The organism is Affinundibacterium fentianense (assembly GCF_018139545.1).
Taxonomy (GTDB): domain Bacteria; phylum Pseudomonadota; class Gammaproteobacteria; order Burkholderiales; family Burkholderiaceae_D; genus Undibacterium; species Undibacterium fentianense.
Map to the genome: position 1 here is coordinate 271,809 of NZ_JAGSPJ010000001.1, position 20,658 is coordinate 292,466.

The window sequence follows — 20,658 nt, forward strand, 5'->3', positions numbered from 1 at the left end:
GTGTTGTCTAGTCCTAGTTACTGCTTCCCATTTTTGCTTGCAATTGATAACTCATTTTCAAATCTTCCATGCGTTCGACAAGTTGATTTTGCTGCGCAGTTTCTTTTGCTTTAGATTGAACAACATGTTTTTCTGAAATGGCAATATTACTTGCCTGTGCTTGTAACATGCCCCAGCTTGCCGCACCAACCATTCCAATACTCATTAAGACACTAAACAAAACCGGCGAGCGCAAGCCACGGCGTTTCGCGATCGGAGTTATGTCATTCGTCTCAACTTCAACTGTCGCATCATTTAAGATTTCTTTAGCGCGATCGCACCATTGTTGATGTTTGCCTTGCTCGAGTGTGAGTCGGTCTAATAATTCTTGCGTTAACGCTTCTGCCGCTTGCTTCTCTGCTTCGATGCGTTGTTGCATTTCTTCTGCTGATTGCTTCTGTTGCTGCACTTCATTGCGCAAAGTCATTTCCAATTGCTTTGCATGATCCAGTAATGCTTGCTCCTCCAGGACCTTTGCCTGCGCTAACTCTCGACCGGCCTGCTCTTGCGCTAAGCGTTCTTGCATGAGTGATTTTGCCGCTTCTTCATGTTGAAGACGTTCCTTATTCACTTGACGTACATGCTGCGCTTCAAGAATTTGCTCCGCCAATAGTTTTGCAATACGTTCCTCCATTTGTACGTTATCACGATTCAATTGAACAATTTGTTCTTGCTCATCGCGATGCGAATCGAGTAACTCTGCTGCCAATTCATCTTGTTCTGCTTTGGCGTTTGCGGCCAAGGTATAAGCCAACTCCGCTTCGAATTTGGTTTGCTCACGCTCACTCGCTTGACGCTCAGCTTCTAAGCGTTGTTGCGCCTGAACTAAAGCTTGATGTTCGAGTTCCGCGCGACGTTTTGATTCTTCTAAGATCAACGACTCTGCTTCCAATTTCAATTCTACATCTCGCAATGCCGCTTGGTGACTTGCGTACAATGCTTCTTCGAGAGCAATTTGTTCCTCCTGTTTACGTGCCAACTCGGTTTCCACTTCGAGACGATTCATTTGCGCTTGTTGCAGCTGCAAACTTTCATTCACATTCTCTTGCGCGGTGTTCGCTAGCGCTTCGTTTAACTGAATCTGTTGCTGTGCCAAAACCAGCGCCTCATTCTCTGCAGCGAGGCGATTTTGGATGGCGATTTTTGCTTCCTGTTCGGCTAAAACTCGGCGCTCACATTCCTCTAAATAGGCTTGCTCGGTTGCAATACGCTTATTCATTTCTTCCGCTAAAATCTGTTCTGCGACGACTTTTTGTTGAATTAAACGAAGCTCATCAGACTCTAGGCGTATTCTTTGTTCCTCAAGCGATTTCAGTTCTTCCGCTTGGCTTAAACGTGATTCAACAATGCTTAATGCTGTTTTCTGTGCAGCAGAATGTTCACGAGAAGCAAGCAATAGCGCATTTTCAGCCTCAAATTTTTGCTGAATCAATTGATTCGCCAATTCTTCTTCCTCGGCGCGTTGTGATTCTGTTTCGGCTAACATGGCTTCGTAGCGCAGACGCTCATTGAGAGCGATGATTGCGCGCTGCTCATCTTCAATTTTTTGTTGAATCTGCGCATTTAATTGCGCCTCTAATTGTGCTTGCTCTTCGGCAGCAGCAATCGATTCTGCTAGAGATTGATTTTTCAACTCTAATGCTGCAGTTGCATGTTCACGTGCTTTACTTTCTTTCGCAGCTAAATTTAAGTAATTTTGTTCTTCCGCATTTAATTGCGCCAACTCGAAGTTCGCCTGTTCATCTTGCTTTTGCCGCAGGATCGCCAATGCCATTTTTTCTTCTTCTAATTTCTGCAAACGTTCCGCCTCGTCAATCGCATTTTTTTCCGCAATCTGAGAGAATTCCAATGCACTTAAGGCAGCTTTCTCTTTCTCAATTCGTTCCTGATGCAAGCTATGTAGTTTTAGCTCTTCATCGACTCGTTGCTGCATCATATCGGCAAAAATTTTCTGCGCGTCTGCATTCGCTGCCAATGCTTCATGTAAGGCAAGCTCTTTGCTCAACGCAAACTGCGCATGTTCCTCTGCTTGCGCAGCGACTTCGAGATTAATTGTTGCATTTTTCAACGCTACTTTTTCAATCTCTTGCTGTTCTTGGATCGTCTTGAGTGCCTCTTGCTCGATGATTACCTTTTCTTGCGTACTGGCGATTAGAGCTAAGTCGGCGGCGTGACGCTCTTGCGCAGTTTTTTCCAGCTCCGCAATTCGCTGCTTTTTTAGCATCACAGCCTGCCGTGCTTGATCCTGCAAATCAGCGTAAGCGTGCGCTTTGGCATGCAATTCTTGTTCAAATTGTTGTTTCTCCGCTGCGAGTTGCTTCGCTTTTGCTTCTGCATTTGCGCGCTCTTCAGCCAATTTGGCATTTTCTTGCTCCAAGGCGAGTTTCGCCTCTGCTTCTGCCGCAGCGATCCGTTCTTGTTCAAGCCGTTGCTGCTTCAACTGCTGATCCAATATCGCAGCCTCTTTTTGTTGCAACTCCAAGCTAGTGATTTCCTCTAGCGTCTTTAGGGCATTTTGTTGCGCCAGCAATTTCGTTTTTTCAATATTAGCCAATTCACATGCACGTTGCGCACGCAATTCGGTTGCTTCTTTGATCTGAGCTTCAAGTTGGACTTTTTCTTGGTTTTGCTTGATCAACTCTTGCTCGGCGCGGGCCCTATCCTCTATGGTTTGACGGATTTTTTGTTCGGATTCTAACCGCTCTTGTTGCAAACGAATTTCATTTTGTTCAGCTTCCACCTTCGCCGTTAATTCCGCGATTAAAGTCTGTTCAAGATCCTTTTTTTGTTCGATGAGCGCTAATTTGCGAGCTTCTTCCTTGCTTCGTTGACGCATTAATTTTGTCAATTCAATCGCTTCATTGGCTTTCGACTTCGCAACGCTTGCGGTTTGCCGTTGCAACTCTGCGTGTTCAGTCATCTTTTGAAAACGTAGTTGCTCCGCCTCTAAAAGTTGCTGACGAACTATTTTCGATTCTTTTTCTTTTTCTTGACGCGCAATGAGCATCTGAGCATGTTCTCGATCTGCTTTTGCTCTGGCCAAGACCTGCTCTGCCGCGGCGCGCTCGGCCTCTAATTTCTCTTGATTTGCCATTGCAGCATTGCGTTCAGCCTCGAGGCGAAGTTGTTCTGCTTTCGTCATCTCAACAACTTGACGTGCCTTTAATAATGCCAATGCAGCTGCTTTGCGCTGCAACTCTGCCTGTAACTGTGCTTGTTCGATTGCTTGACGTTCAGCAACGCTGCATTCTTCCAATGCTTTTTGTTGCTCCCACTCCAGTTTCTCTTTTTCCGCGGCCAATGCGATCGCTGCTTCTTCAGCCTGTAAGCGTGCGGCTGCAGCCTCTTCAGCGTCTTTCTCACTCGCCAGTCTCTCTTGCGATGCCAGCAGGAGCTTTTCCGCAGAGTCTGCACGACGCTGCTCAGTGAGTAATTTCTCTTGAATCAATTCTAGTGCTTTGGCTTCAGCTTCGACGCGATTTTGTTGCGCTTCCAACAGTGCTTGGGTATCTTGATTTTTTTGTACAGCCAATTGCGCCAACTGCTGACCGAGCTTGACGTTCTCTACAGTTTGTTCGAGCGCGATTTTTTCCGCAACAACTTTGGTCTCTTGCGCGATACGAATTGCTTGCTGCGCCTGTAATTGCATGCTCAAGACTTCGGCTTGCGTCGCTTCGGTTTTGGCAATCGTCTCAGCTTCTTCCTTTACTTTATTCTCCACCTCCACCTTCGCTTGAATCGCCTGCGCAGCACGTTGTTCGGCTTCCGCACGCAATTTCTCAGCTTTCGCCAATTCAATCACGCTTTTGGCTTTAGAATTCGCTGCTAGATTCGCCTGCTTTAAATATTCTGTTTGCTTCGCGAGCGCATCCAAAGCTTGCTTTTCAGCGTCAGCTTTCTCTTTTGCGAGTTGCACAGCTTCGCGCTCTAACGCAATTTTTTCTTTCGCATATTTTTGCGCACGCTCCTCTTCTTCTCGCCGCTGCTTGGCGATGGATGTGGCTTCCATTTCGGCAGTGCGCCGGCGTTTAGCTTCCTCGTTGGCCTGCTCTTCTGCCTCCAAGCGTGCACGCGCGTTTGCATCGGCATGTTGCTCCGTTTCGACGCGCATCAGTGCTTTCGATTGCAATTCTTTCTCTGCTTGAATTCGTGATTCTGTCGCGTAGCGAATCTTTTCCTCGGCCTCGCTACGTGCTTGTGCCGCTTCTGCAGCTGTTTTTTCAGCCAATTCACGACGTGAAGCAGCTTGGAGAAGTGCCTCTTCTGCCTGTAGACGCAATTGAATTGCGTCAGCTGCCCGACGTTCTGATTCCACGCGCGCTTGAGCAATCGCTTCATATTCTTTTTCTAAAATGGCGCGGCCACGTGCTTCTTCTCGCGCCCGAATTTCCAATGGTGTTCGACTTAAGGAAACTTCTAGGGCAATCGCTTCGGCTTGATCACGCTCGCGATTAATTTGCTGAGATTCAGTGCGAATTTTTGCCAACCGTTCCGCATTCAAACGCGCTTCACGCTCTTGCCGTTCACGTTCTCTCGCCTGTTCTGCGATTTTTGCGTCGACACGCGCACGCTCTATCGCCTCTTGTTTTGCCGCATAGGAGGCCGCAGCACGTTCTGCGGCCCATTGTTTTGCATTTTCAGTTTCAATGGCTAGTTGATCAGCCTCAACTTTTGCTTTGAAATTCAATTGGGTGTCAATTTTGATCTGTTCAAGCACCATTTTCTTCGCTTCTTGCTGGTTGCGAGCACGTAATCCTGCTTGAAACTTTGCTTCTTCCTGAAGCATTGGATCTATTTCGATTGTTTCTTCTTGAAGTATTGTTGCGGCTTCGGGTGAATTCAAAGCCGTTGATTCTTGATGACTGAGCGTTTGTTGACTCACCTCGGCACGTGCTTCGGCTTCTGCTTCTACTCTCGCAATCGCCGCACGTATTCCCTGAACATCAATGCGAGCGTGATGCGCAAAGTTTTCGTCATTTACGATATCTCCACCATCCATTTGATGGTCAGCAAGGCCCGCAGGCCCCATTGAGAGTCGGTTCAGAATCATTTGATTGTCATTCATTGCACACCTCGTGAATTAGTCGGTTCAGAGAGCTCGTTTCATCTTAACTCTTAGGTGAGACGGCTTTTACCTGACTAGCATTATCGACATAATTGCGTAAATCGATTCTTCAATAAGAATAGGTATTTGCCCGTATTTCGAGGTTTGAATTTAACTTGAATGCTAAATGTGGTGTGCAGGAATGAGCATATGCATAGAGAATCTAATTGATTGACTTTATCGGCAACTAATCAAAGGTAAAATCCTCATATTACCGATACAAAGAGTCTATCCATTGAACCAATATCACAAATGATTGAATCAAAATTACCAAAAGTTAAAACAACCATATTTGCCACTATGTCGGCACTGGCTCAGCAACATCGTGCCATTAACTTAGGACAAGGATTTCCAGATTTTCACTGCGATCCTAAGCTGATTGAAGAGGTCAATCGGGCAATGCTGGCGAACTGCAATCAATATCCACCCATGCCAGGTATAGAGCCACTGAGGAGCGCGATTGCGAAAAAGACCTATACTTTGTACGGTGCCAATTATGATGTGGATCATGAGATCACCATCACAGCAGGTGCAACTCAAGCCATTATGACGAGTATCTTGACAGTTGTTCGCCCTGGCGACGAGGTGATCGTGATTGAACCAGCCTATGATAGCTACATTCCGAGCATAGAGTTAGCCGGTGGAATTCCTGTACTCTTCAGTATGTCTTTACACGAAGGTCAATTTTCAATTGATTGGGATTTACTGTCCAAACAAATCAATAAGAAAACGCGATTAATCATTGTCAATTCCCCTCACAACCCCACCGGTGTGACACTCGAAAAATCGGATTATGAACAACTCGCTAATCTACTGCGCGGCACAAACATACTCTTGATATCCGACGAAGTGTATGAACACATGGTTTTTGACGGCAAGGCACATTACTCGGTCGCATCACATCCAGAACTTGCACAACGAAGCTTCATCATCTCCAGCTTTGGAAAGACCTATCATGTAACTGGTTGGAAAGTGGGTTACGTATTAGCGCCAAAGGCTTTAACTAAAGAGTTCAGAAAAATTCACCAATTCAATGTATTTACTGTCAACACTCCTATGCAATATGGTTTAGCTGCCTATATGAATGATGAAAGAAAATACACCGAGCTTTCGGACTTCTATCAAGAAAAACGCGACTTCTTTCGAAACGGACTAAGTGAAAGTAGATTTAAATTACTCCCGGTTCAAGGTACCTATTTTCAATGCGTTGATTATTCTGCTATTTCAAATGAAAGCGAATTGGAGTTTGCAAGTTGGCTGACAAGCGATATTGGCGTCGCCGCCATTCCTGTTTCTGCGTTCTATCAAGAGCAGAAGCAAAATCATCTTATACGATTTTGTTTTGCAAAACAGAAGACAACTTTAGAGCGAGCCTTGGAGCGGCTCATTAAAATTTAGATTGATTCCCCATTTTGTGGGACTGGTTTTTCTGCCCTTTGCCTTCGCAAAAAGGATTTTGCTTCAATGCTAATCCGACGCAATATCTCCTGCGATTCGCGTCGTTTTAGCTGCAGCTTCTGTAAACATGCGTTAGTGAAAAATTCGTCGAGGCAACTTGCCTCGCCTGACAGCATGCTTTGTTGCAACTGGGCTTGTATTGGCGCTAATTTAGATAATGCCAGTTCTGCAATTGTACGGCTTTGAATACTGCCAAAAGAAAATTCTTTGTCGAGAGATTCAATTACCTCATCGATTTTTGGCCCGTTCTGTGCAGCTGCGGACCCAAATGATCCTAGCAAAAAAGCAAACAAAAATCCACAAAGCAATCGCCACATGATTTTTTTGGAGTAGATCAATTTGTGCATGTCGTTATGTCAATCAGTGTTTAGTCTCGAGCATTGTTGTGATTTCACGTTGATCAGCGCGCATATAGTCTTTTGACTGCATTTCTATTATGCGTGACACGGTACGATGAAACTCATTGGACAAGGTTCCTTGCATATAAAGCAATTCTGGCGCGACTTCAGCCGACATAATTAATTTCACTTTATTGTCGTAAAATACATCAATCAACCACGTAAATCGTCTCGCCTCTGAAGACATACCCGCTGACATTTGTGGAATCGATGACAAAATGACTGTATGGAAGCGACTGGCAATTTCTAAATAATCATTTTGAGAACGGGGTCCGCCGCATAAGGTTGCAAAATCGAACCAAATTGTGGTGCCTGCTCGTCGCAACGACTTAAGCCGACGACCTTCAATGTCAACATGGGGATCTTCGTCTTTCGTTTCTGCCAATTTCGCATAGGCGGCCCTCAAGGCATCATCAGTCGAAGCACCAAGGGGCGTCAAATATGCCTCGACTTGCTCCAAAGCGCGCTTGCGATAATCATTGCCTGAATCAACATTCATCACATCAAGCCGCTCGTGCAGCAGCGCTATTGTTGGCAACATTCTGTCTCGATGGAGGCCATCTGGATAAAGCGTGTCAGGATGATAATTCGATGTCATGACAAATGATACGCCATTATCAAACAAGGCTTTCATCAAGTTGTAGAGCAACATGGCATCTGCAACATCGGACACATGGAATTCATCAAAGCAAATCAAACGATATTTCTTAGCAATCCTCGACGCTACCTCATTTAATGGATCGGCAACACCTCGGAGCTCATCAAGCTCCCGGTGGACAGCACGCATAAATTCATGAAAATGTAATCGGGTTTTTCGTACAACGGGTACAACGGAATAAAAACTATCCATTAGGAAAGATTTACCGCGACCAACGCCACCCCACATATAGACACCACGTGGGACTTCAGGGCGACTAATGAGTCGGATCAATCGATTTGAACGCTTTGATTTAAATTCAACCCACTCGTCATAAGCTTGTTGCAAGCGATCCACCGCACGTTTTTGCGCAGCATCGGCTTGAAATCCTCGCTCGGAGATAGCATGCTGATAGAACTCGTTGACATTCATTTGATTACACAGAAAAGGAATTACACAAACCGCAGAGGCGCAGCGCACGCCGAGAAATCAATTAATTTTCTCGACGTATGCTGCGCCTCTGCGGCTGAACTTTTTTCTAAGGAATTAGAAAAAATTAAAACAAATTATCAGAAGTTCAAAGAGCGCTTATCAACTGCTAACGCAGCTTCTTTCGTCGCTTCGGACAAAGATGGGTGTGCATGGCAAATACGTGCGATATCTTCGGAAGAAGCACGGAATTCCATTGCCACAACGGCTTCAGAAATCAATTCAGATGCCATAGGGCCAACAATATGAACGCCCAAGATTTCATCTGTCGTTGCATCAGCCAAGAATTTCACCATACCAGAGGTATCACCTAATGCGCGTGCACGACCATTCGCCATGAACGGGAATGTACCTGCTTTGTAAGCAACACCATCCGCTTTCAATTGCTGCTCTGTGCGGCCAACCCATGCGATTTCTGGTGAAGTGTAGATGACCCAAGGAATCGTATTGAAATTGACGTGACCATGTTGACCAGCGATACGTTCCGCGACGGCAACGCCCTCTTCTTCCGCTTTGTGTGCGAGCATAGGTCCGCGAACAACGTCACCCACCGCCCATACATTTGCCAAATTCGTTTTGCAATCACCATCGACAGCGATGAAACCACGTTCATCCAAAGCCAAGCCAACTGCTTCTGCATTCAAACCATTGGTGTTCGGCGTACGACCAATCGAAATGATTAGTTTGTCGAATACGGCCTTGTGCTCTGTGCCTTTATCATCGGTGTAATTGACTGTGACATCATTTGCACCTTTAACGATTTCGCCGATCTTGACACCAAGATTAATAGACAATCCTTGTTTGACGAACAATTTGTGCGCTTCTTTCGCGATTTGCTCGTCGACCGCGCCCAAGAATGTTGGCAATGCTTCGAGCACGGTGACTTCAGCACCGCATCGACGCCAAACGCTACCCATTTCCAAACCAATTACGCCGGCACCGATCACACCCAATTTTTTCGGTACTGCTGAGATTTTCAATGCACCGTCATTCGACAAAATCAATTCTTCATCAAACGCTGCACCTGGTAAAGAACGTGCATTCGAACCTGTTGCAACGATAACGTGTTTACCCGTAATCGTCTCTTCCGCCTTGCCCGCCACTTTGATTTCATAAGCGCCATCAGCAGCTTTCACAAACGAGCCATGACCGTGGAAGAATGTCACTTTATTCTTTTTGAATAAGTAGACGATCCCGTCATTGTTTTGCTTCACGATGGTGTCTTTACGTTTCAGCATTTTCGCTACATCTAACTCCAAGCCACTCACACTGATACCGTGATCGGCAAAAGCGTGACCAGCGTGTTCATAGTGCTCTGAAGATTGCAACAATGCTTTTGACGGAATGCAGCCGACATTAGTACAGGTACCGCCTGGTGCAGGACCACCTTTGTCGTTAGTCCACGCGTCGATACAAGCTGTTGAAAAACCTAATTGTGCCGCGCGAATCGCAGCGATATAACCACCAGGACCGCCGCCGATAACGACGACATCAAATTGTTTGCTCATAGTCTTACCTTGTCAGGTTTACTTTTCAATAAATAATGGGGAATGAGCGCAGTCTGTTTTTATCTAACAAAACTTCTGCGCTCATTAAAACGAACTTAGTCTTCTTCTGGAATAAAGATCCACGCCAGCAAATAGAAAATAATGCCGAAACCAAAGCAGGCAACGAAGATCACAAAAACCAAACGCCAAATCCATGACTGCATGCCAGTGAATTTACCGAGGCCGCCGCAAACGCCACCTATCCATTGGTCTGTTTTTGAACGGCGTAAATCATTCAACTGCGCGAATGGATTTTCCGCATTTGAATTGCTAGCCGAATTTCCGGTATTACCCGCATTCAATCCAGCTAATAATTTTTCTTTGGCCTGTGCAAACTCAGCATCAGTCAGTGCGCCCGACTGATGCAGTTTGTGCAGACGATCAATTTCGTCAGCAATATTCATAGGGTGCGGGCTCTTTATCGAGAGATTAGAGGTCTAACAACAAGCGCGCTGGATCTTCCAGTGCTTCTTTCATCGCGACCAAACCAAGAACCGCTTCACGACCGTCGATGATACGGTGATCGTAAGACATTGCTAAGTAGTTCATAGGACGAACAACGATTTGACCGTTTTCAACCACAGCGCGATCTTTCGTCGCATGCACGCCCAAGATAGCGGATTGTGGTGGATTGATGATCGGTGTCGATAACATGGAGCCGAAAGTACCACCGTTGGAGATAGAGAAAGTACCGCCAGTCAAATCGTCCAAAGTCAATTTACCGTCTTTTGCTTTAGCTCCGAATTCACCGATTTTCTTTTCAATTTCAGCAATCGTCATTTGATCTGCATTACGCAAAATTGGTACCACCAAACCGCGTGGTGAACCTACTGCGATACCAATATCAAAGTAGCCGTGGTACACGATGTCATTGCCATCAACCGACGCGTTCAAAATTGGATATTTCTTCAAAGCGGCAACTGCTGCTTTAACGAAGAAAGACATAAAGCCCAATTTCACGCCGTGTTCTTTTTCAAACTTGTCTTTGTACTTGTTACGCAAGTCCATGACTGGCGCCATATTGACTTCATTAAATGTCGTCAAAATCGCATTTGTTGACTGTGATTGCACCAAACGCTCTGCAATACGTGCACGCAAACGGCTCATAGGAACGCGTTCTTCTGGACGATCGCCAAGATTAGCAACCGCTGGCGCTGCAACTTGTTGCAAAGCTGGTTTCGCTGCTACGGGAGCGGCCAAAGGCGCAACCGCTGGCGCCGCTTTACCTGCAACCGCAGCCAATGCATCACCTTTTGTTACGCGACCATCTTTACCCGTACCATCAACCGCACCGGCAGACAAATTGTTTTCTGCCAAAATTTTTGCAGCAGCAGGCATTGCGATACCCGCAGCGGAACTTGCGCTAGCAGCAGCGACTGGGGCTGCTGCGACTGCGACTGGAGCGGCAGCAGCAGGAGCGGATGCACCAGCACTTGCTTCCGTATCCAACATCGCAATCACTTCACCAGCAACGACTGTACTGCCATCACCTTTGATAATTTGTGTGATTACGCCTGCGCCTGGCGCCGGTAATTCCAGCACCACTTTGTCCGTTTCAACGTCAACTAAATTTTCGTCGCGGCTAACTGCTTCACCGACTTTTTTATGCCAAGAGAGCAAAGTCGCTTCAGCGACAGATTCAGATAACTGAGGAACTTTTACTTCGATAATTGCCATGTTTATTCTCCGTGTAGGATGTCTATGTCTAATTCGGCACTGCGCTTTCTTTATTATTGGCAGTGCCGCCTAGGATTATTTGGTCAAGATATAGCCCTTGAGTTTTGAAAAGGCTGCATCAAGCAATGCTTTTTGTTGCGCATAGTGCTTGTCGTAGTAACCGACTGCTGGCGATGCACTCGCAGGACGACCTGCGTAAGCAAGCTTCTGACCTTCATCCAAACTTTCAAAGATATTGTGTTGAATTTGGAACCATGGGCCTTGATTTTGTGGTTCATCTTGTGCCCAAACCAATTCCACCATGTTCGGGAATTTCTTCAATTCCGCGACAAAACTCTTATGTGGGAATGGGTAGAGTTGTTCCACACGAATAATCGCAGTATCAGTTTGAGCGCGCTCTTTACGTGCGTTGACCAAATCATAGTAAACCTTGCCGGAACAAGCGATCACGCGTTTGACTTTCTTCGCATCGATAGACTCATCCACTTCACCAATCACCGTATGGAAACTACCTTTTGCCAATTCTGACAATGGAGAACCTGCATCCTTATTACGCAACAAAGACTTTGGTGTCATGATGACCAAAGGCTTACGGAATTGACGGATCATTTGACGACGCAACAAATGGAAAATCTGTGATGCTGTCGTTGGTTGAACGACTTGCATATTATTGTCTGCACACAATTGCAAGAAACGTTCTGGACGAGCAGAAGAATGTTCTGGACCCTGACCTTCATAGCCATGTGGCAGCATCATCACGAGACCGCAAGCACGACCCCACTTCACTTCGCCGGAGCTAATGAATTGATCGATAACGACTTGCGCGCCATTCGCGAAGTCACCGAATTGCGCTTCCCAGATGGTCAAGGTATTTGGCTCTGCACTGGAATAACCATATTCAAACGCCAATACCGCCTCTTCTGACAAGACAGAGTCAATCACAGTGAATGGTGCTTGTTTATCAGAAATGTTTTGCAAGGGGATATAAGTACCAGCGTCCCAACGCTCACGTTTCTGGTCATGCAACACTGCATGGCGATGAACGAAAGTACCGCGACCTGCATCTTGACCAGTTAAACGAATCGCGTAACCTGAAGACACCAAAGAAGCAAAGGCCAAATGTTCGCCCATACCCCAATCAAGATTCATCTCGCCACGGCCCATTGCTGCGCGATCTGCCAACACTTTTTCAACCAAGCTGTGTGGTTTAAAGTCAGCTGGGATAGTCGTGATGCGTTCTGCCAAACGTTTCAGTTCAGTAGCTGGAACCGCAGTATCTGCCGCATCAGTCCATTTTTTGTTCAGGAATGGAATCCAATCAACTGCAAATTTATTCTTGAAGTTGGAAATAACCGGATCAACTGTATGCTTACCTGCATCCATCGCATCACGGAAAGCTTTCACCATATCATCACCAGCTGCTGCTCCGATGGTGCCTTGCGCTGCCAACTTATCGGCATACATCTTACGTGTGCCAGGATGTTGTGCAATCTTTTTGTACATCAAAGGCTGTGTCAATGCTGGTGTATCTTGTTCGTTATGACCCAATTTACGGTAGCAGATAATATCGACCACAACGTCTTTCTTGAAAACCATACGATAATCAAGCGCAATTTGCGTTGCCAAGACCACGGCTTCAGGATCATCTGCATTCACGTGCAAGACTGGCGCTTCGATCATCTTAACAACGTCTGAGCAATACAAAGTCGAACGTGCATCACGTGGATCAGATGTCGTGAAACCAATTTGATTATTGATGACGATATGCACGGTACCACCAGTACCGTAGCCGCGTGTTTGCGCCAGATTCAAGGTTTCCATCACGACGCCTTGACCTGCGAACGCAGCATCACCGTGTACCAAGATAGGCAACACTTGCGCGCCATCTTTATCGCCACGACGTTCCATACGTGCTTTCACGGAACCTTCAACCACAGGATTGACGATTTCCAAGTGAGACGGATTGAATGCTAATGACAAATGAACTGGACCGCCTGGGGTTGACACATCAGAGGAAAAACCTTGATGGTATTTCACGTCACCGGCAGGTAAGTCATCACCATGTTTACCTTCAAATTCAGCAAACAAATCTTGCGGCATTTTGCCCAAAGTATTGACCAACACGTTCAAACGACCGCGATGCGCCATACCGATCACGATTTCTTCCACACCGCGCTCACCTGCGCGTTGAATCGTTTCATCAATGGAAGCGATAAAACTTTCGCCGCCCTCTAAAGAGAAGCGTTTTTGACCAACATAACGTGTATGTAAATAACGTTCCAAGCCCTCTGCTGCCGTCAAGCGTTCCAGAATATGTTTTTTCTTTTCGGCTGTGAAGTTTGGTGTGGAGCGGATTGATTCTAATTTTTCTTGCATCCAGCGCTTTTCGGCTGGATCACCGATGTACATAAATTCGGCGCCGATAGAACGACAGTAAGTATCACGCAAGGAATTGAGCAGGTCGCGTAAAGAGGCGGTCTCTGTCCCAAAATACGTATTGCTGATATTGAACTGCGTATCCATATCCGCGTCAGTAAAGCCGTAAAAACTTGGCTCTAACTCTGGAAGTGGTGGACGTTCTTGACGTTGCAAAGGATCGAGGTTTGCCCAACGGCTACCCAAGAAACGGTAAGCGGCGATTAATTGCTGAGCGGCGACACGTTTGCGTCCCATTTCAGCATCACCAGCAGCACTTACGGTACGAATTGGACCTTGTTTTGCACGTTCGGCAAATGAGGCGATGACTGGCGCGTGAGCCACATCGGGTTTGGCAGAACCATCAACTGCGGGAACGTGTTGCATGGCGTCGAAATACGCACGCCAATTGTCCGGAACGGAGCCAGGATTGTTGAGATACGACTCATACAGTTCTTCAACATACGGCGCATTGCCGCCGAACAGATACGAGTTAGCGTTTTGTTGTTGCATCATATTGCTCACCTTTCTTCGCGCTTCGCGAGATTAGCGGGTTAATCTAACCTTCCGCGACACGGCCTGACCGGTTAGCGGATTGCACATCAAGTTGTGGGGAAGGACTCATTCGAAATTCTATTTTCAACCGGAGATTTGACACGGCACTTCAGGAAATACCACTTCAAACAAAAGGAAGAATCTTGATTTTCAACATCAAACGCGAGAATAACATATTTCGCCATAAAAAAAGCGAGCATTTTCTACTCGCTTTTATAAAATATATTTAATCTCTTAAATAATAATTATTATTTAATCTAATTAATTTTGCTTAACGCTTATCGATTGCTGGCACATCACGTTTTGGAGAGCCAACGAACAATTGACGTGGTCGACCAATTTTTTGCTCTGGATCAGAAATCATTTCCTTCCATTGTGCGACCCAACCTACTGTACGCGCCAAGGCAAAAATACCCGTGAACAATGCAGTCGGAATACCTAGTGCACGTTGCACGATGCCGGAATAGAAATCAACGTTTGGATACAACTTACGTGATACGAAGTATTCATCTTCCAACGCAATTTTTTCCAACGCCATAGCTAATTTAAACAACGGATCGTCTTGCAAGCCTAATTCATTCAAGACTTCGTAGCATGTTTCGCGCATTAATTTTGCGCGTGGATCGTAGTTTTTATACACACGATGACCAAAGCCCATCAACTTCACGCCAGAGTTTTTATCTTTGACTTGCTCGATGAAACGAGGAATGTTGTCGACAGAACCGATTTCTTCCAACATGCTCAATGCCGCTTCATTCGCGCCACCATGAGCCGGACCCCATAAGCAAGCGATACCAGCCGCGATACATGCAAATGGATTCGCACCGGAAGAACCTGCCAAACGTACAGTTGATGTCGATGCATTTTGTTCATGATCTGCATGCAAAATCAAAATACGATCTAAGGCACGGACCAACACTTCATTGACCTTGTATGGCTCGCAAGGATTCGAGAACATCATGTACATGAAGTTCGCGCTATACGACAAATCATTGCGTGGATAAACGAATGGTTGGCCGATAGAATATTTGTAGGCCATAGCAACCAAAGTTGGCATTTTCGCGATCAAACGAATTGCCGATACTTCGCGGTGGTGTGCGTCATTGATATCCAAAGAATCGTGATAGAACGAAGCTAACGCACCAACGGTACCAACCAATACGGACATAGGATGCGCATCACGACGGAAGCCACGGAAGAAAAATTGCATCTGTTCGTGCACCATCGTGTGCTTGGTCACTGTATCGACGAATTTTTGCTTCTGCTCAGCATTAGGCAATTCACCATTTAACAACAAGTAGCAAGATTCTAAGAAATCACCACCGTTTTGCGCCAATTGTTCAATTGGATAGCCGCGATACAACAATTCACCTTTATCACCATCGATGTAGGTGATGGAGGAATTACATGCCGCAGTCGACATGAAGCCTGGGTCATAAGTAAACTTGCCAGTGGCACCGTACAGTTTACGAATGTCGATCACGTCAGGTCCGATCGAACCCTTGTAAATTGGCATTTCAATCGATGGGGAGCCATCAGAAAATGATAGCGTTGCTTTTGTTTCAGAGTTGGTCATGGCTCTTCCTTCGTTGCAGGTGAGTCGTTAATAAAAAGTGAGAAAAAAATGAGAGAAAACCGAGCGAATTAAAGTGCGTCCATTCGCGTTCCACATACAATCCTATGCTGCGCGCAAACGCGTCAACAGTGCTTTCACATGAGGCAAATCGAGCTGATCTTCCGGCTCTTTTTTCCCCATCAACAAATCCATTAATGCATTGTCAGAGATGTCCATCAGGCGACTAAAAGCGTCGACCTCTTCATCTGACATAGTTTCTTCATGCGCATCCAAAAAGCGCGTGAGTATCAAATCATTTTCCAACAAGCCACGGCGCGCACGCCAACGCAATCTTGCTCGATTCACTGGATCGCTTTGATGCAAACCAGACATCACACCCGACATGATTTTTCCTATCTCTTAAACTGGTCAGAGCCTTCTATCCAATCTTCTGCATTAAACCGAAGACTCTGACTCAGGAAGCGCTAATACGTTCATTCATTCTCGCCTAACATCACATTGCAACGACGAGAAATAAACGTTGAGTGTCATTACACTGCGCGACGAACCATCAATTCCTTAATCTTACCGATTGCTCTTGTTGGGTTCAAACCTTTAGGGCAGACATCAACGCAATTCATAATCGTATGACAGCGGAATAAACGATATGGATCTTCCAAGTTATCTAAGCGCTCACCAGTAGCCTGATCGCGTGAATCCGCGATAAATCGGTATGCTTGCAACAAACCTGCTGGACCAACAAATTTGTCTGGATTCCACCAGAATGAAGGACATGAAGTTGAGCAGCATGCACACAAAATACATTCGTACAAGCCATCCAATTCTTCACGTTCTGTTGGCGATTGCAAACGTTCTTTTTCAGGCGGAATACTGTCATTAATCAAATAAGGTTTGATCGAATTGTATTGCTTGAAGAATTGCGTCATATCGACGATCAAATCGCGGATAACTGGCAGGCCAGGCAATGGACGTAGAACGATAGGCTCAGTCAATTCATTCAAATTGGTAGTACACGCCAAACCGTTTTTACCATTGATATTCATTGCATCAGAGCCGCACACACCTTCACGGCATGAACGACGCAACGCCAATGAATCATCAACGTCTGCTTTAATGCGTTGCAAAGCATCCAACAACATTTTGTCGGTGTCTTGCAATTCGACTGTCAAGTCTTGCATGTAAGGCTTCGCATCCTTGTCCGGATCGTAGCGATAGATTTTAAATTTTAATGTACGTGCCATAGTGATCTCTTTAGAATGTACGTGCTTTAGGTTGGAAAGTTTCCACCGTGAGCGGCTTAGTTACAACTGGTTTGTAATCTAAGCGATTACCCTCTGAATACCACAAAGTGTGCTTCATCCAGTTTTCATCATCACGTTTTTCATAATCACGATGTGCATGAGCACCGCGCGATTCTTTACGTGCATTTGCTGATGTGATCGTTGCTTTAGCGGTTTCGATCAAGTTATCCAATTCCAGCGCTTCTACGCGCGCTGTATTAAATACTTTGGACTTATCTTTGAAGGAAACGTGCTTACGACGCTCATCCAATTCCATAATCTTGCCCAAACCTGTTTGCAACAATTCATCGGTACGGAACACACCGCAGTATTGCTGCATCGTGCTACGAATCGCATTTGCCACGTCTTGTACGCGCTCAGTACCAGTGCTGTTTTCCAACTTAGCCAAGCGAGACATTGCCAAATCTGCAGCATCTTTCGGCAAATCTTTATTGCTGCGCGCTTTCAAATTGCTTGCAACAACGTGGTTACCTGCTGCGCGACCGAAGACGATCAAATCGAGCAAGGAATTTGTACCCAAACGATTCGCACCATGCACGGAAACGCAAGCGCATTCACCGATTGCATACAAGCCATTCACCACTTCATTCACGCCATTCTTTGTCGTGACGACTTGACCGTGAATATTGGTTGGAATACCGCCCATTTGGTAATGAATCGTTGGAACGACTGGAATTGGCTCTTTAGTCGCATCCACATTAGCAAACTTGTGGCCGATTTCCAAAATCGATGGCAAACGCTTTTGAATCGTATCCGCGCCGATATGACGCAAATCGAGCAACACGTGATCTTTATTCGGACCGCAGCCACGACCTTCTTTGATTTCCTGATCCATAGAGCGGGAAACGAAGTCACGTGGCGCCAAGTCTTTGAGCGTTGGCGCATAACGCTCCATAAAGCGTTCGCCTTGGCTATTCACCAAAATACCACCCTCACCGCGTACGCCTTCAGTAATCAAAACACCCGCACCTGAAACGCCTGTTGGGTGGAATTGCCAGAACTCCATATCTTGCAAAGGCAAGCCAGCACGCGCTGCCATACCCATGCCGTCACCGGTATTAATAAATGCATTGGTCGATGCTGCGAAAATACGCCCTGCACCACCTGTTGCGAAAATCGTTGTTTTCGCTTCCAACATCATCACTTCGCCCGTTTCCATCTCGAGCGCAACGACGCCCAACACGTCTCCAGACGCATCGCGAATCAAATCAATCGCCATCCATTCGACGAAGAAATGGGTGCGTGCACGCACATTACGTTGGTACAGTGTGTGCAACAGCGCGTGACCAGTACGATCTGCCGCAGCGCAAGCGCGCTGAACTGGCTTTTCACCAAAATTCGCAGTATGACCGCCGAATGGACGCTGATAAATAGTGCCATCCGCATTACGGTCAAATGGCATACCGAAGTGTTCTAATTCGTAAACCACTTTCGGTGCTTCGCGGCACATGAATTCAATTGCATCTTGATCACCGAGATAATCGCCACCTTTGACCGTGTCAAACATATGCCAGAACCAGTTATCTTCGGACATATTACCCAGGGAAGCACCGATACCACCCTGTGCAGCAACCGTATGAGAACGGGTTGGAAATACTTTAGACAGAACAGCCACATTCAGGCCAGCTTCTGCCAACTGCAAGGATGCGCGCATACCGGAACCGCCGGCACCAACGATGACCGCATCAAAGCGACGAGAAGGAATTGCTGATTTAATCGCAGCCACGGTTACACTCTCCACAAAATTTGTGCTGCATAACCAGCACAAGCGATCAACCACACAATAGTAGCGACCTGTAAAATCAAACGTAACACTACTGAATGTGTTACATAATCCATCCAAATATCACGAACTCCCACCCAAGCGTGATAAAGAAGTGCAACGATCACTGTGAATGTCAACAACTTAAACCATTGCATACCAAACACAGAAACCCAAGACGTGTAGTTAAAACGCGTACCCGTCAAAAACAAGAATAAAATAATAACGGTATAGATTGCCATTAAGATCGCTGTAACGCGCTGCGCAAGCCAATCTCTCATCCCGTAACCAGCGCCAACCACCAGCCGTTTTGGACCAATATTATTGTTCGCCATTTAAAACACTCCAAATAATTTCAAGCCAACCACGAAGGTTAAGCCAAGACTAAATACCAAAACTGTCACAGCACTACGACGCCCTGATTCTTTATCCAAGCCGAAGTGAAAATCCATAAACAAATGCCGAATACCTGCAGTGAAGTGATGCAAGTACGCCCAAACCAAAACCAACAGTACCAATTTAACGATCATCGAAGATGCAAAATAATGCAACATCGCAAATGAAATCTCTGATTGCAAGCTTTGCTCGAACAAATACAAGACGAATGGCAACAAACCAAACATCAATACACCACTAATACGATGCAAAATGGATACAAAGCCAGCTAAGGGTAAGCGATAACCTAGCGCATCGGTTAAGCGCATTACACCAAAACGCTTCTTGTTTTTAACGACTTCTGACATAAATAAACTCCCCCAAAATAACTCAGTACGACAACTTCATAATTTTCGCCTATTTTGATGCATTGCACCAACAGATTTGACGGTTTTCTGAAAATTAATCTTAGATTTGATCAAGATTTAAGCAAATATCTTGGTTCAAACACCTCGGTTCGGCGCGGGTCAACTCAACTCATTCCGATAATGATGCGCATTCGTTAAGTACAACCCCCTACGCAACTCCACTGCGCGATCACCATAGGTGTATGAAATTCGTTCGACATTTAAAAGTGGCACACCCACCTCAATTTGCAACAAATCACCAACATCTTTATCAGCACAAACAGCCCGAATTTCCTCATGTGCGCGAATCATATGAGTACCAAACTCTGACTCAAACAAGGCATACATCGGCCCTTTATACTCATTTAGTCGCTCCATGGTTAAGCCTTTAAATATCGCCCCCGGCAACCAAAGCTCCTCCAGAATAGTCGGCACACCAGAAAAAAATTGTACACGCTTTAAAAAGACAACGGATTCCCCGGCCTTCATTTCGAGCAAACGCGCGACTTCGGCCGGCGCACGCAGCCGCTTTACTTCAATAATTTTATTCTCAGGGTAGACTCGCTCACCATTGTCAGGCACGAGACGTAGAAATCGGAATTGTGATCGCGCCTCGTGGTGTGTCGCAACAAAGGTCCCCTTCCCTTGTCGACGAACGACAAGATTCTCAGAGGATAATTCATCAATCGCTTTACGCACCGTACCCTGACTAACTTTAAAACGCGCAGCCAATTCCATTTCACTTGGAATTAACTCTCCAGGCTTCCACTCCCCGGATTGCAAACTTTGGGTGATCAGGGCTTTGATCTGTTGATAGAGAGGGCTAAATGTCGGCGCGGCAGAAGAATACGAGTCCCCATCGGAAGCTGGCAAACTTTTCGACTCATTTGACTGCATAATGGATGGCACCGTTGAATT

At 45.9% G+C, this 20,658-nt stretch carries 14 protein-coding genes; 1 reads left to right on the plus strand and 13 read right to left on the minus strand.

Translation table 11 applies throughout. From position 1 onward, the window contains the following. Positions 1 to 13: 13 nt before the first annotated feature. Positions 14 to 5,104, minus strand: a complete 5,091-nt coding sequence (locus tag KDM90_RS01195) for a hypothetical protein (RefSeq protein ID WP_212673786.1) — start codon at positions 5,102 to 5,104, stop codon at positions 14 to 16. Between the two features lie 291 nt (positions 5,105 to 5,395). On the opposite strand from KDM90_RS01195, the gene KDM90_RS01200 reads away from it, so the two are divergent. Next, entirely contained in the window at positions 5,396 to 6,541 is a 1,146-nt protein-coding gene (locus KDM90_RS01200) for a pyridoxal phosphate-dependent aminotransferase (protein ID WP_212673787.1), read from the plus strand. A gap of 420 nt (positions 6,542 to 6,961) precedes the next feature. Here the strand turns inward: KDM90_RS01200 and zapE are convergent, their stop codons facing one another. The 12 genes from zapE to KDM90_RS01260 form a co-directional block, all read right to left on the minus strand. Beyond that, complete coding sequence (gene zapE, locus KDM90_RS01205; RefSeq protein WP_212673788.1) at positions 6,962 to 8,068, minus strand: cell division protein ZapE; 1,107 nt, start codon at positions 8,066 to 8,068, stop codon at positions 6,962 to 6,964. 137 nt (positions 8,069 to 8,205) lie between these two features. Further along, complete coding sequence (lpdA, locus tag KDM90_RS01210; RefSeq protein WP_212673789.1) at positions 8,206 to 9,633, minus strand: dihydrolipoyl dehydrogenase; 1,428 nt, start codon at positions 9,631 to 9,633, stop codon at positions 8,206 to 8,208. Positions 9,634 to 9,728: 95 nt separating this feature from the next. Further along, positions 9,729 to 10,076 carry a PspC domain-containing protein gene (locus KDM90_RS01215; RefSeq protein WP_212673790.1) on the minus strand — a complete coding sequence of 116 codons (348 nt, stop codon included), beginning with the start codon at positions 10,074 to 10,076 and terminating at the stop codon, positions 9,729 to 9,731. 25 nt (positions 10,077 to 10,101) lie between these two features. Further along, positions 10,102 to 11,349 carry a 2-oxoglutarate dehydrogenase complex dihydrolipoyllysine-residue succinyltransferase gene (gene odhB / locus KDM90_RS01220; protein ID WP_212673791.1) on the minus strand — a complete coding sequence of 416 codons (1,248 nt, stop codon included), beginning with the start codon at positions 11,347 to 11,349 and terminating at the stop codon, positions 10,102 to 10,104. Between the two features lie 75 nt (positions 11,350 to 11,424). Beyond that, on the minus strand, positions 11,425 to 14,280 hold the full coding sequence (locus KDM90_RS01225) for a 2-oxoglutarate dehydrogenase E1 component (RefSeq protein WP_212673792.1): 2,856 nt from the start codon (positions 14,278 to 14,280) through the stop codon (positions 11,425 to 11,427). Between the two features lie 310 nt (positions 14,281 to 14,590). After that, entirely contained in the window at positions 14,591 to 15,895 is a 1,305-nt protein-coding gene (gene gltA, locus KDM90_RS01230) for a citrate synthase (RefSeq protein ID WP_212673793.1), read from the minus strand. Between the two features lie 102 nt (positions 15,896 to 15,997). Next, positions 15,998 to 16,267 (minus strand): FAD assembly factor SdhE, encoded by a 270-nt coding sequence (locus tag KDM90_RS01235; protein ID WP_212674450.1) that lies wholly within the window; start codon positions 16,265 to 16,267, stop codon positions 15,998 to 16,000. A 158-nt stretch (positions 16,268 to 16,425) separates the two neighbouring features. After that, entirely contained in the window at positions 16,426 to 17,136 is a 711-nt protein-coding gene (locus KDM90_RS01240; protein WP_212673794.1) for a succinate dehydrogenase iron-sulfur subunit, read from the minus strand. Positions 17,137 to 17,146: 10 nt separating this feature from the next. Further along, positions 17,147 to 18,922 carry a succinate dehydrogenase flavoprotein subunit gene (sdhA, locus tag KDM90_RS01245; RefSeq protein WP_212673795.1) on the minus strand — a complete coding sequence of 592 codons (1,776 nt, stop codon included), beginning with the start codon at positions 18,920 to 18,922 and terminating at the stop codon, positions 17,147 to 17,149. Between the two features lie 2 nt (positions 18,923 to 18,924). After that, positions 18,925 to 19,293 (minus strand): succinate dehydrogenase, hydrophobic membrane anchor protein, encoded by a 369-nt coding sequence (gene sdhD, locus KDM90_RS01250; RefSeq protein WP_212673796.1) that lies wholly within the window; start codon positions 19,291 to 19,293, stop codon positions 18,925 to 18,927. Next, on the minus strand, positions 19,294 to 19,701 hold the full coding sequence (gene sdhC / locus KDM90_RS01255) for a succinate dehydrogenase, cytochrome b556 subunit (protein WP_212673797.1): 408 nt from the start codon (positions 19,699 to 19,701) through the stop codon (positions 19,294 to 19,296). A 159-nt stretch (positions 19,702 to 19,860) separates the two neighbouring features. Then, a complete protein-coding gene (locus KDM90_RS01260) occupies positions 19,861 to 20,637 on the minus strand; it encodes a GntR family transcriptional regulator (RefSeq protein WP_230409593.1) in 777 nt (258 codons plus the stop codon). Positions 20,638 to 20,658 lie beyond the last annotated feature (21 nt).